This window comes from Fulvivirga ulvae (genome assembly GCF_021389975.1).
GTDB lineage: Bacteria > Bacteroidota > Bacteroidia > Cytophagales > Cyclobacteriaceae > Fulvivirga > Fulvivirga ulvae.
In genome coordinates, this window is sequence record NZ_CP089981.1 from 3,907,328 (window position 1) to 3,920,959 (window position 13,632).

A 13,632-nucleotide genomic window follows, 5' to 3' on the forward strand; every position below is an offset into this window, starting at 1 on the left:
TTTTAATATCTTATATCTTTGCGGCATTAACTAATGATTAATAATGCCTGAGAAAAAATTTGATAGACACACCATAACAGCGGCACTTCCTTATGCCAACGGTCCGGTTCATATTGGTCATCTTGCAGGAGTATACGTGCCGGCTGATATATACGTCAGATACCTGCGCAGCCAGAAAAGAGATGCTCTGTTTGTATGTGGTTCTGATGAACATGGCGTGGCCATAACACTTAGAGCAAGAAAGGAAGGGGTCACTCCGCAGGAAATTGTTGATAAGTATCATACCCTGATCAAAGATTCTTTTGAGAAGCTTGGTATATCTTTCGATATCTATTCAAGAACCTCAAATAAGATACACCACGAGACATCATCAGCGATGTTCAAGGAACTTTTTGAAAAAGGTGTTTTTGAGGAAAAGACCTCAGAGCAGTACTATGACGAACAAAGCAGGCAATTTCTCGCTGACCGCTATATCATAGGTACCTGTCCAAATTGTAATTACGATCAGGCATATGGTGACCAGTGTGAGAAGTGCGGGTCATCATTGAGCCCTTCCGAACTAATCGATCCAAGGTCTGCTTTAAGTGGGGATAAGCCTGTGTTGAAAGAAACCACACATTGGTACTTCCCAATGAATGAATATGAGCAATGGCTTCGACAGTGGATTCTGGAAGGCCACAAAGAATGGAAAAGTAATGTGTATGGTCAGTGCAAATCATGGCTCGATGGGGGACTGATGCCAAGGGCAATGACCAGGGATCTTGATTGGGGTGTTCCTGTACCTGTAAAAGGCGCAGAAGGAAAGGTGCTCTACGTTTGGTTTGATGCGCCAATAGGATACATTTCAGCTACCAAGGAGTGGGCGCTTGAAAATAATAAAGACTGGGAGCCTTACTGGAAGGATGAAAATACCAGGCTGCTCCATTTTATTGGTAAGGATAATATAGTGTTTCATTGCATTATTTTTCCCAGCATACTTCATGCGGACGGCAGCTATGTATTGCCTGATAATGTGCCTGCAAATGAGTTTTTAAACCTTGAAGGGAACAAAATAAGCACCTCTAAAAACTGGGCTGTATGGCTTCATGAATACCTGGAAGACCTGCCTGGTAAAGAAGATGTATTGAGGTATGTGCTTTGTGCCAATGCTCCGGAAACCAAGGATAATGATTTTACCTGGAAAGATTTCCAAACCAGGAACAACAGCGAACTGGTAGCTATATTCGGTAATTTCATCAACAGATCGGTGGTACTGACTAACAAGTATTACGAAGGAGTAGTGCCGGAGCGTGGAGAACTGTATGATATCGACCACGATACGATTAAGAAAATAAAGGAAGCACCTGAAAGGATAGCAAAATCAATGGAGGCTTTTCGGTTTAGAGAAGCCCTGGGTGAATTTATAGACCTGGCCAGAACGGGAAATAAATACCTGGCTGATACTGAACCCTGGAAGTTAATCAAAGAGAATCCTGAGCGTGTTAAAACTATCATGAATATTGGGCTTCAGATTGCGGCCAATCTTGTTGTACTCGGAGAACCCTTCCTTCCTTTTACAACTCAGAAGTTAGCAGACATGTTGGGTATGGATAAAATGTACTGGAATGAGACCGGCCATATCGATTTGTTGCCTTCTGGTCATCAGATCAATAAAGCGGAGCTGCTGTTTGAGAAAATTGAAGATGATGTAATTCAAAAGCAAATGCAAAAACTGGAAGATACCAAAGTTGCCAATGAACTTGAAAACATAAAAGTGACACCGGCTAAGGAAGAAATTACTTTTGACGATTTTGTTAAAATGGACATCCGTGTAGGAACCATCCTCGAAGCTGAGAAAGTGCGTAAATCCAAGAAATTACTCAAGCTGAAGGTAGATACCGGGATTGATCAAAGAATAGTGCTGAGTGGCATTGCAGAGTACTACGCTCCTGAAGATGTGGTAGGGAAACAAGTGTCAATATTGGTTAACCTGGCTCCCAGAAAGATAATGGGAGAGGAGTCTCAGGGTATGATATTAATGGCGGAAAACCTGGATGGTACGCTACGTTTTGTGCAGCCTTCCGAAGCTGTGCAGCCCGGATCAGGCATTAGTTAAATTATCGGCTTATTTTTCACCATCCTCGATTGGTTGAGGATGGTGAAAAACTTTCCCTAGTCATTATATTGGGTCATGGTCCGGCTGATACCAATAGTGCAAAACGACAGAATCATTTCATTGGCCTTATCCATCTTTTCAGGAAGCATATTAAACTCTTCTTTGGTGAAAGGGCTTAGTACGTAATCAACCTGATGGCCTTTGTGGAAATTATCACCGATGCCGAATTTAAGCCGGGCATAGTTTGCCCCACCGGTTATTTGCTCTATATTTTTCAGTCCATTGTGGCCTGCCGAAGAGCCTTTCGCCCTCAGCCTCAAATTGCCGAAAGGTAAAGCTATATCATCAACCACTACCAAGAGGTTTTCTTTGGGTATTTTTAGCTCCTGCATCCAGAAATTGACTGCCTTGCCACTTAAGTTCATGTAGGTAGTGGGTTTGATCAGGTGGATCTGCCTCGCTTTGTGTTTAAACTCTGCTTTCATGGCCAGCCTTTCAGTGCTAAAGTTTATGCCTTCCTGTTCGGCAAGCCTGTCGAGGGTTAGAAACCCAATGTTATGCCTTGTTATTTCATATTCAGGGCCGATGTTGCCCAGTCCGGCTATCAGGTATTTCATTAGTTATCGGGCTTTTCAGTTTTTGAATAACAATAAAATAAAAAGGCTGTCCGAAAGTCGTTTTGATACTTGAGTAAGTAAGTGTGCGGAGGTTATTCCGATTCCTATTCACTCAATCTGACTTTTAAGACAGCCTTTTGAAATGATAAATATCAGCAGTTCTTAGCCTTCTGCACCTTCCGCAGCAGCCTCACCGGCTTCTTCTGCTTCTTCTGCATCAGCTTCCTGAGTTTTTCCTCTTAGAGCTCTTGGGATCTCAACCACCGCTACAGAAGCAATTTTTGAATCAAGGATCTCAAAGTTCTGCTCTTCGATCTCACCTACCTTAATAGCCTTACCGAAATCCAGTTTTGAAAGGTTAACAGTAATGTATTCGGGCATATCTTTAGGTAAAGCTTTTACCTTCAGATACCTTCTTTTCTTAATTAATGTACCACCTTTTGTAACACCGGGAGCATCACCTTCGAAGTGTACAGGAATATCCATTTTAATGGTTTTTCCTTCGAATAGCTGTAGGAAATCAACATGCAAAATAACTTCACTTACCGGATGGAACTGTATATCCTGCATGATAGCCTGATATTCTTGTCCTTCAACGTTAAGGTTTACAAAGTGAGCTTTGTCAGTGTAAACTAGCTCACGGAATAAAATCATTGGCGCATAAAAATGTATCTGCTCATCACCACCGTAAAGTACGCAAGGTACATTCCCTTCTGCACGTAACCTTTTAGCAACTGACTTGCCGAGATTTGCTCTTTTATACCCTATAATCTCAACTGTTTTCATCTTATTATTTATTTAGTTTAAAATGTATAGTTTCTTAATCTGATTATGATTCTATGAAAAGCGAGCTGATAGACTCGTGATCATGGATTTTTCTGATGGCTTTGGCGAAAAGATCAGAAACGGTCAAAACTTTTATTTTTGAAGTATCCTGATCTGCTCTTAAAGGTAAGCTATCTGTAACTGCAAGCTCTTCCAAAACCGAACTGGAGATATTTTCATAAGCCTTGCCTGAAAGTACAGGGTGGGTTACTACAGCTCTTACGGAAGTCGCTCCTTTATCTTTAAGCAAAGCAGCAGCCTTGCACATAGTTCCTCCGGTGTCGATAAGGTCATCAACCATCACCACATCTTTACCCTCAACATCACCGATAAGCCGCATGGTAGCTACCTCATTAGCTTTTTCTCTGTATTTATCACATACTACCATCTCAGCATTGAAGAATTTAGCAAAGCTACGTGTTCTTTTCACACCTCCAACGTCAGGAGATGCAAACATGATATTCTCCAGGTTTAAAGAGCGGATGTATGGTATGAAGATTGAAGTACCGTCAAGGTGGTCAACAGGGATGTCGAAGAAGCCCTGGATCTGGTCAGCATGAAGGTCGCAGGTCATAATTCGGTCTGCACCGGCTGCCGATAGAAGGTTGGCCATAAGTTTTGCAGCAATGGCTACCCTTGGTTTATCTTTTCTGTCTTGTCTGGCATATCCGAAGTAAGGCACTACTACGGTTACATATTTTGCGCTGGCCCTTTTGGCTGCATCGATCATGAGCAGTAGCTCCATGAAATTGTCAGCAGGAGGGAAGGTAGACTGTATAATAAAAACATCACAACCTCTTACCGACTCTGTAAAGAAAGGTGACATCTCTCCGTCGCTAAATTCCTGCAATGTAACCTCTCCCAGAGGTTTGCCATAAGCATGAGCAATTTTAGTAGCAAGATATTTGGTTGATTTGCCGGAGAAAATCTTTACGGATGCCATTTTTGCGCGTTTTGCCTTTAAACAATTAAGGCGGACTTTCGTCCGCCATTTGTTGCCCGACTAGGGCTCGAACCTAGACTCTTCTGAACCAAAATCAGACGTGTTGCCAGTTACACCATCGGGCATCATTTAATTCCCTTATTTTTGGGATGGCAAAGGTAGAATTAATTTTGTAAAATGAAAAAATAGTTCCAGCTATTTTTTAAAAATTATTGGGAAAGAATTTTTTGCTGCTCTTCAAGAAAACCGTCTGCAAAAAACTGGTATTTGTTCAGTATTGATTTTACAGCGTTGTTCACATCCCGGATGTCAGAAAAGTCAACTTTTCCATAGTAATCGGTGGCGTATCCCTGCCAGATGGATGACTTTTGTTTTCGGTCAAAGATTTGAATAAGCAATGTGCCTTCTTTCATGCCGATCTTCATTCGTTGATATTCCAAGTCACGGTCTTTCTTGGCCATCCAGTCTTCAATCTTAGGTTGGTTATAGCCTCTAAAATTTAAACTGTCTACGAAGACACGAAAGGAAAGTAGCAGATCCGGGCGGTTTGATTTCTTCTTGTATCCCAGGAATTTCATATGGGATTCTATGGCAGTGTAAATTGTGGAGCCACTTGTACTTAATAGTTCTGCATTTTCTCCTTGTATAAGGAAGTCGTAACTGTTGTATTTGTCAAATCTGCCTTTATAGCTGTAATCATATTCAACCGGTAGCTCCCGGTAAGAAAAACAGCCTGAGATTAAAACCAATAGCACTGTGGCGCAGGGAAGGAAGGTTCGTGCTTTCATAGACCATTGAATTTATACCGTGTGTATACATATAAATATAATTCAAATGGTTTTGTTTTAATAGCAAACTATAATATTTTTATTGAAAGGTCGCTTCCACTACAAAGCGACCTTTTCTTTTATCCAGTTCTTTGCATTTACAAACGCCTCAATCCATGGGCTTATTTCGTCATCTTTTCTGTTCTCAGGGTAGTGCGCCCAATTCCACGGATATAACGATCTTTCCAGGTGAGGCATTATGGCCAGATGCCGGCCATCTTTTGAGCTTAATGCTGCAGTAGAAAACCCTGAACCATTAGGATTGCCAGGGTACTCAGTATATGTGTATTTACTTACAATGTTGTAATGCGCTTCGCCTTCCGGTAAAATAAACTGCCCTTCTCCATGGGCAAGCCATACACCAAGCCGGGAGCCTTCCAGCGTGCTGAGCATTACAGAATTATTCTTTGCTATATCCAGGTTAATAAATGATGACTCAAACTTTCCTGAAGCATTGTGGTGCATTTTCGGGTGCTTCTCCATATCAGGATATAACAAGCCCAGCTCCATCATTAACTGACAGCCGTTACACACCCCCAGGCTGAGGGTGTCTTCCCTCTGATAAAAAGCATCAAGCGAATTCTTGGCTTTTTCGTTATATAGGAATGCCCCTGCCCAGCCTTTGGCAGAACCAAGTACATCGGAGTTGGAGAACCCTCCCACAAAAACGATGAAATTAACATCTGAAAGATCCTCCCGGCCAGATATAAGGTCAGTCATGTGTACGTCCTTAACGTCAAACCCTGCCAGGTGCATGGTCCATGCCATCTCCCGGTCTCCGTTGACACCTTTCTCTCTGATAATGGCGGCCTTTAATCCGGAAGTTGATTTTCTGTTGATATCCAGGCCGTATTGAGAAAGTCTGCCGGTAAAGTTGGCAGGAAAGCTGTAGCTCAAAGGCTGGATCTTGTAGTTTTCGAAACGCCTGGTGGCGTGATGCTCTCCACTCTGACGCTTGTCCAGCAAGTATGAAGTTTTAAACCAGACATCTCTGAGTTTATCAATATCAAAAGTATGGCTCGCTTGCTGATGCTTAAGGACCAGTGCCCTCTGGTTTGAAAGAGCCCCTATTTTTACGCCTTTTATGCCAAATTGCTCTAAAACAGAAATAACTTCCTGAGCCTTTTCAACCTGGAGCAGCAACCCGGGATTTTCACTAAACAATATCTTGATAATATCATTTTGGCGGATATCCGAAAGGTCTATGCTTAACCCGAGGTCTTTTGCAGGGAAGCACATTTCCAGCAAAGCCGTGATCATACCTCCGGCAGAAATATCATGGCCAGCCAAAACTTTGCCTTCATTGATCAGTTGCTGTACAGCTTTGAAACCTTTCGCAAAATAGTCAGCATCGGTAACGGTTGGAGCAGCATTGCCTATTTTATTAACCACCTGTGCAAAGGAGCTGCCGGCAAGTTTAAAGTCATCTTTCGACAGGTCTACATATACTATCGAAGAATCAATATTTTTGAGGTCCGGACCGACCACTTTAGTTACGTCGGAAACTTCTCCTACTGCACTTATGATCACTGTTCCCGGAGAGTAAACTACATCGCCATTGGGGTATTTTTGTGTCATTGACAATGAATCTTTTCCGGTAGGTATGTTGATGCCCAGTGCCCGCGCGAATTCACTTACGGCGTTAACAGCTTTGTACAGGCGGGCATTCTCACCTTTGTTTTTAGCAGGCCACATCCAGTTGGCGCTTAGCGATACACCGGAAATGCCATGTGTAAGTGGCGCCCATATCAGGTTGGTGAGTGCCTCTGCAATGGAAAGTTTTGAACCAGCTTCAGGATCGGTCAGTGCAGATACCGGAGCGTGGCCGATAGAAGTTGCGATACCTTTCTTGCTTTTGTAATCCATCATCATTACGGCTACATCATTCAGTGGTAGCTGTATAGGGCCGCAGGTCTGTTGCTTGGCTACTTTTCCCGTTACTGAGCGATCTACTTTATTGGTCAGCCAGTCCTTGCAGGCCACGGCCTCAAGTTGCAATACAGCTTCCAAATATGTCTGTATGTGACCCGTCTCGTAGCTTACCTCTTCAAAAGGAGCTGCTTCGGAGGTGTCTTCAATAATGGTTTTTGGAGATGAGCCAAACATGTGGGACAGATCCCAATCTATAGGGTTTTTACCTGTTTTCTTATTCTCAAATTTAAAATGTCCGTCACCGGTAACGTCACCTACCACATACATTGGTGAGCGCTCACGGTCGGCTACCTTTTGCAGGATTTCAATATCTTTTTTCTTCATTACCAGTCCCATTCTTTCCTGAGACTCGTTGCCGGCTATCTCTTTGTCTGAAAGGGTAGGATCACCCACGGGTAATTTGTTGATATCTATCGTGCCACCAGTCTCTTCAACAAGTTCGGAAAGACAGTTGAGGTGCCCACCAGCCCCATGATCGTGGATAGAAACTATAGGGTTTTCATCACTTTCTACCATGGCTCTGATGGCATTCATAACCCTTTTTTGCATTTCCGGGTTGGATCGCTGAATGGCATTGAGCTCGATGGCATTGCCGTACTCCCCGGTTGCTACGGAAGAAACCGCACTGCCTCCCATGCCGATACGATAGTTATCGCCTCCGAGAATTACAATGTCATCATTGGTCTGGGGCTTTTCTTTAATGCTGTCCTTTCTCTTGCCATAGCCAATGCCGCCGGCCATCATGATTACTTTGTCAAAACCAAACTTTTTGTTGTTCTCCTCATGCTCAAAGGTAAGTACACTACCGCTAATTAAAGGCTGGCCGAATTTGTTACCGAAATCACTGGCACCATCCGATGCTTTGATGAGGATATCCATTGGAGTCTGGTACAACCACTTGCGAGGCTGCGTTTTATCTTCCCACTTTCTGTTGTTTTCGAGACGTGAGTAGGATGTCATATATACTGCGGTTCCCGCTAAAGGCAGGCTGCCTTTACCACCGGCAAGTCGGTCCCTGATCTCACCACCCGACCCTGTGGCAGCACCGTTGAATGGCTCAACTGTCGTGGGGAAGTTATGTGTTTCAGCTTTTAGGCTGATTACTGTTTCTACATCTTTGGTAGTAAAGTAATCAGGCTTATCCTGGGTTTTTGGAGCAAATTGCTCGGCTACAGGCCCCTGGATAAAGGCCACATTATCTTTATATGCAGAAACCAGGAAATTAGGGTGCTCTTCGGAAGTTTTCTTTATCAGCTTAAATAAAGAAGAAGGCATCTCCTTTCCATCTATTATAAAAGTACCGTTAAATATTTTGTGTCGACAGTGTTCGGAGTTTACCTGTGAGAATCCAAATACCTCACTGTCTGTTAGCTTTCTTCCTAGTTTTTTGCTCACTCCATTTAAATAATCCACCTCTTCCTGGCTCAATGCAAGGCCTTCAGCTTCGTTATAGGCAGCTATATCCTCTATTTCCAGAACTGACTCAGGTTGCCTTTCTATGGTGAAAAGGTGCTGATCCAACCCGGGATATATTACTTCCAGCATTGGATCGTGACTTTCGTCTATGGATAAAACTTTCTGAAACTGCTCAATGCGTACAATTCCACTGATCCCCATGTTTTGAGTAATCTCCACTGCATTAGTGCTCCATGGAGTTATCATCTCTTTTCTTGGGCCAATGTATGAGCCCGAAAGTGTAGCCTCATTAATCAGGCGTGCATTACCAAATAGCCATTCAAGCTTTTGAATATCAGTATCATTAAGATCTTTTGAAAGGCCTACTGCGTAAGCATTTTGATCTTGATCGAGAAAAAATTTGATCATTAAATTGAAGGTTTGGGAGTAGTCAATTTTTCCACCGCAAAAGTAGGTAAACCTTACTCAATTAACAATGTAATTTTTGGTATGAAGTTGTATAACCGGTATAAAAAGAACAGTGATAGTTAAAGGATGACTCGTTGATTTTAGGGTACGACTGATGCTGATGAGTTTTTAGAATTTTTTATTTTTCACGATTATTGGGTATTATTCTGTTTTAAATAAATAATTTAACGTCTTGAATACAAGAGTCAGGAACAAGCTAATACAGTTAGCCAGGACAAACGCCAGTCCGATTTCGTACCGCAGATTGGTAAATACAGCCGAATTAGGTTTAAATCTGGATATAAAGCACGAGAAACAGTTGCTGGGCACTATACTCGATGAAGTATCCACTGAAGAACATGAAGAGGGGCGCCCTCTGCTTAGTGCATTGGTACAGAATAAGAAGAATGGGCAGGGTGACCGTTTTTATAAACTTGCAGAATCTCTCGGGTATGGAGATTGGAAAGAACTTAAAAATGACAAAGACTTTAAACATCAGCATATAGTTAAATGTCGGGAATTCTGGCAAAATGAAGGGAATTACACCAGGTACTTTTAGCATTTGTTCCTGTAAGGCAAAATTTATTTGATGCCTTTTAGATGTTCTGCTACCTTTTCGATCAGTTTATTATGTCCGCTTGTGGCTATGTGGAGTTTATAATCTTTCACATGTCTTAAGAGTTTCTGCATGCCTTTTTTAGTGATTATTTTATCATGAGTGCCCAGGAACATTTGAAGGTCAATGCTATGGTCATTAATGATAGAACCTATTTTTTTCATGTTGAAACTAAGCTCTTTGAATACCACCCATGCATAATAGACTCTTCTGCGTTTTTTTCGGGTGTTCATTTGGCTGGACGCAAATTTTAATATCCCCTTTTCAACCAGCCCGGCTTTTTTTGCCAGGTTAATGAGGTTAAAAAACCTGTGTGGTTTCACAATCATGCTTTTAAAGTAAGTCTTAAAAAGCACTGGATAGGTGGCGAGGCTGTACCATGTATTGGTTTTTATGCCATCCGGGGCCAGAAATATTACTTTCTTAACACGTTCAGGGTGTGCTTCCAAAGTAGCAAGCACGAACTTACCACCCAGACTAAAGCCACAAAGGGAACAACTGTCGATCTGATGGATCTTCATGAATTCATGGATGAAATCTTTCCAGAAAACCTTCGTCATGGGACTGTCGAGTTTGCTCCAGTAACTTTTTCCGTGATAGAACAGATCAAAACTGTATATAGTATATTCATTAGCCATGACATCTGCCAAAGGCTCAAAATCTGACCCTGATTGACCAAATCCGTGGAAAGCAAGAAGTACCTTATCTCCAACCCCGTATCTGTAATAGTGGATCTGATGGCTTTGGAATTGTATGGTAGCGGATGTTGGCATTTATTATTCGTAACTTTTAAAATAATTCTAAACATATAAAATATTTTCGTTAGTCATCCGACTATACCCAGAGAGATGGCAAACGATACAATAATATCACTAAAATTATCCATGGTAAAAAAGCAGGAGGAAACCATAAGGAAGGAAAAAGGGCGACTCCTTAATTTTATCCGTACCAGGGTTAATAGCCTGGAGGATGCCGAGGATATCCTGCAGGATGTACTGTTGCAGTTTGTCAATGGGTATGGTGCTATAGATTCCATAGAGAAGGCCACTTCATGGTTGTTCAGCGTTGCCAGGCATAAAATAATAGACTCATACAGAAGGCAAAAAGTGAGGTCGAATACAATTAATCTGAGCGAAACAACCTCTGGTGATGATGACCAGCCACTGATGCTTAGCGATATTTTGCCTGATCTCGGGCAGGCTCCTGAGGAGCTTCATTTTCGCGAAATAATATGGGAACAGGTAACTCAGGCGTTGGACGACCTCCCAGCTGATCAGCGTGAGATTTTCATAAAACATGAGTTTGAAGATATAAGCTTTAAAGAGTTGTCTGAAGAATACGGACTGCCGGTAAATACATTAATATCCAGAAAGAGATATGCAGTACTGGCATTGAGGAAAAAATTAGAGGCATTGTATAACGAAATTTAAAAATGAATTACAGGAAAAAAGGAAAGAAGGTGGTGCTGGTACTACTGATAGTAACAGTAGTGGGCGCAGCAATCGGGCTGGTGGTGATGTCATTGTGGAACTGGCTTGTGCCTGATCTGTTTAACGGGCCGCATATAACATTCTGGCAGGCACTTGGTTTGTTTTTGCTCTCCAAGTTGTTTTTTGGTATTACAGGAAAAAAAGGCGGCCAGCATTGGAAACATAAGTGGAAGCACAAAATGGCCACTATGTCGCCCGAAGAAAGGGAAAAATTTAAGGAAAGGTTTATGTGTAAATGGGATAAATCGCCGGCGCCCGCCCCGGAAAAAGTCTCTGAACAGCCCCAAAAACGGTAACAGGGGCATGTTTAAATAAAAAAACATTTTTTTGAAATTATAAGTAACCTGTTTGGTGTCAATTCGTTAGACCCATAGAAAACTCAGGAAACTTTGAGGATACAAATAGTTTCCATAGTTTTGAGGCTTCAAAAAATGGAATAACAGTGGACATTAAAACAAAAATAATTGACGGCGCCGGAGAGTTGTTTACCAGGTATGGTGTACGGAGTGTGTCTATGGATGATATAGCCCGTCAGTTGTCTATTTCGAAGAAAACTATTTATCAATATTTCAAAGACAAGGATGAGATAGTGACTAAGGCAGTAAAGGCCAGGATAGATTTTGAAAAAGAAGAGTACGATGAGATTTTTGGTTCATCGCATGATGCGGTGGAAGAGTTATCAAAGGTCTGCAAGTGTATAAGAAAGGACTTTCATGAAATGAACCCCTCTTTGCTTTTTGATTTACAGAAGTATCATCCGCAAGCATGGAAGGTCTGGCTTGATTTCAAAAATGAACATATGCGCGACTCAATAGTAACAAACCTTAAACGGGGAATTGAAGAAGGGTATTTCCGAAAAGAAATTGACCCTGAGTTTATGGCAATTCTCAGAGTGGAGCAGGTACAGCTGGCCTTTGATAATCTGGTATTTCCTTCAGACAAATTTAACCTGAAGGAGACTCAGATGAAATTACTGGATCATTATGTACACGGCATCGTTACCGAAAAGGGTAGAAAACTTTACATGAAATATCAGGAAAAAGAAAAAACTTTAAATCAAACCAGTAACAACTAATGAAGTTTAAGATCAGCTTAGTTTTAGGATTTGTATTGTTGACAGGAGCAGCAACAGCACAGCAGGAGGGAGCTAAGGGCCTTTCATTACAAGAGTGTATAGAATATGCTCTTAATAACAATCAGGATGTAATAAACGCGGCATATGAAAAAGAGATAGCGCAAACCCAGGTGGGAGAAACGCTGAGCAGAGGTTTGCCGCAGGTAAATATAGATGCGGGGATCAACTACAATTTTGAGCCGCAGAAGTCTTTGCTGGATGCCAGTACTTTTGACCCCAGTGTTCCTGAAGGTCAGGAAGTAGAGCTTTCTTTTCAGCAAAAATATGATGGTAACGTTGCACTTTCTGTTCGTCAGTTAATTTTCGACGGTTCATTCTTCGTGGGATTACAGGCTTCAAAAACATATAAGGAGCTATCTACCAAGGAGCACATCAAAACTCAAATTGATGTTGTGGAGGCGGTGTCAAAAGCGTACTACAATGTGCTGGTCACAGAAGAGCAGTTTGAGCTGCTGCAGGTGAATTTAGCCAGGCTCGATACATTGCTCAATGAAACGCAAATCATGTATGATAATGGTTTTGCAGAGAAGATTGATGTAAGTAGGTTAAAAGTACAACACAATAACCTTAAGGTGCAGGTTGAAAATACTGAAAAACTACTTACAGTAAACCGCGATTTGCTGAAGTTCCAGATGGGAATGCCCATTACTGAGACAATTGCGCTGACAGATCAGCTTGAGGAGGTTGTATTTACAGAACCCACTTTGGATAGTGAAGGTTTTAACTATACAGAGCGGATAGAATATTCGCAGCTCCAAACCAATATGGCCCTGGCCAATCTTGATCTTAAAAATAACAAAGTACAGTATATACCTACGTTATATGCAAACTTTAACTATGGTTATAATACTCAAACCAGTGAATCAAGCCAGCTATTCGAGACAAACAGGTGGCTGAACTTCGGAACTGCAGGGCTTTCATTGAATATTCCCGTATTTGATGGTTTCCTGAAGAGCAACAGGATCCAAAAAAACAAGATCCAGATCAGGCAAATCGAAAAATCATTTGAGCAGATGGAAAATAGCATTGATCTTCAAATCAATCAGACGAAGATCAATATGGTAAATTCACTGGAGCAGATGAAGGCTCAGAGGGAAAACATGGAACTGGCTGAGGAGATATATAATGTAACCAAAATTAAATACCAGGAGGGAGTGGGCTCCAACTTTGAGGTGGTCGAAGCCGACGCTGATTATAAGGAGGCACAAACAAACTATTATAATGCTCTTTATGATGCATTGGTTGCCAAAGTGGAGCTTGAAAAAGCATATGGTACTTTACTTAAATAA

The 13,632-nt window shown here is 41.8% G+C and carries 12 protein-coding genes and 1 tRNA gene; 6 read left to right on the forward strand and 7 right to left on the reverse strand.

Annotated elements, in window-relative coordinates:
- Positions 1–43 precede the first annotated feature (43 nt).
- Entirely contained in the window at positions 44–2,095 is a 2,052-nt protein-coding gene (gene metG / locus LVD17_RS16705; RefSeq protein ID WP_233760153.1) for a methionine--tRNA ligase, read from the forward strand.
- Positions 2,096–2,151: 56 nt separating this feature from the next.
- On the opposite strand, the gene pth is transcribed toward metG, so the two are convergent.
- The 6 genes from pth to purL all read right to left on the reverse strand — a co-directional run bounded on the left by pth (position 2,152) and on the right by purL (position 9,063).
- Complete coding sequence (gene pth, locus LVD17_RS16710; RefSeq protein WP_233760154.1) at positions 2,152–2,712, reverse strand: aminoacyl-tRNA hydrolase; 561 nt, start codon at positions 2,710–2,712, stop codon at positions 2,152–2,154.
- Positions 2,713–2,874: 162 nt separating this feature from the next.
- Positions 2,875–3,498 (reverse strand): 50S ribosomal protein L25/general stress protein Ctc, encoded by a 624-nt coding sequence (locus LVD17_RS16715; RefSeq protein ID WP_233760155.1) that lies wholly within the window; start codon positions 3,496–3,498, stop codon positions 2,875–2,877.
- Between the two features lie 43 nt (positions 3,499–3,541).
- A complete protein-coding gene (locus LVD17_RS16720) occupies positions 3,542–4,480 on the reverse strand; it encodes a ribose-phosphate pyrophosphokinase (RefSeq protein WP_233760156.1) in 939 nt (312 codons plus the stop codon).
- 52 nt (positions 4,481–4,532) lie between these two features.
- Positions 4,533–4,605: transfer RNA gene (locus tag LVD17_RS16725), tRNA-Gln, on the reverse strand.
- Between the two features lie 84 nt (positions 4,606–4,689).
- Positions 4,690–5,268, reverse strand: coding sequence for a DUF4136 domain-containing protein (locus LVD17_RS16730; RefSeq protein WP_233760157.1), 579 nt, complete (start codon positions 5,266–5,268; stop codon positions 4,690–4,692).
- 99 nt (positions 5,269–5,367) lie between these two features.
- A complete protein-coding gene (gene purL, locus LVD17_RS16735) occupies positions 5,368–9,063 on the reverse strand; it encodes a phosphoribosylformylglycinamidine synthase (protein WP_233760158.1) in 3,696 nt (1,231 codons plus the stop codon).
- A gap of 232 nt (positions 9,064–9,295) precedes the next feature.
- On the opposite strand from purL, the gene LVD17_RS16740 reads away from it, so the two are divergent.
- The gene (locus LVD17_RS16740; RefSeq protein ID WP_233760159.1) at positions 9,296–9,661 is read left to right on the forward strand and encodes a hypothetical protein; all 366 of its coding nucleotides are present in this window, start codon (positions 9,296–9,298) and stop codon (positions 9,659–9,661) included.
- A 23-nt stretch (positions 9,662–9,684) separates the two neighbouring features.
- Here the strand turns inward: LVD17_RS16740 and LVD17_RS16745 are convergent, their stop codons facing one another.
- Positions 9,685–10,491: an alpha/beta hydrolase gene (locus LVD17_RS16745; protein ID WP_233760160.1), complete on the reverse strand. Its 807-nt coding sequence runs from the start codon at positions 10,489–10,491 to the stop codon at positions 9,685–9,687.
- A 75-nt stretch (positions 10,492–10,566) separates the two neighbouring features.
- Here LVD17_RS16745 and LVD17_RS16750 point away from each other — a divergent pair, with 75 nt between their 5' ends.
- The 4 genes from LVD17_RS16750 (at position 10,567) to LVD17_RS16765 (ending at position 13,632) form a co-directional block, all read left to right on the forward strand.
- The gene (locus LVD17_RS16750; protein ID WP_233760161.1) at positions 10,567–11,148 is read left to right on the forward strand and encodes an RNA polymerase sigma factor; all 582 of its coding nucleotides are present in this window, start codon (positions 10,567–10,569) and stop codon (positions 11,146–11,148) included.
- A 2-nt stretch (positions 11,149–11,150) separates the two neighbouring features.
- Positions 11,151–11,504: a hypothetical protein gene (locus LVD17_RS16755; protein WP_233760162.1), complete on the forward strand. Its 354-nt coding sequence runs from the start codon at positions 11,151–11,153 to the stop codon at positions 11,502–11,504.
- 146 nt (positions 11,505–11,650) lie between these two features.
- Positions 11,651–12,283 carry a TetR/AcrR family transcriptional regulator gene (locus LVD17_RS16760; RefSeq protein WP_233760163.1) on the forward strand — a complete coding sequence of 211 codons (633 nt, stop codon included), beginning with the start codon at positions 11,651–11,653 and terminating at the stop codon, positions 12,281–12,283.
- The gene (locus tag LVD17_RS16765; protein WP_233760164.1) at positions 12,283–13,632 is read left to right on the forward strand and encodes a TolC family protein; all 1,350 of its coding nucleotides are present in this window, start codon (positions 12,283–12,285) and stop codon (positions 13,630–13,632) included. The genes LVD17_RS16760 and LVD17_RS16765 overlap by 1 nt, the downstream gene beginning before the upstream one ends.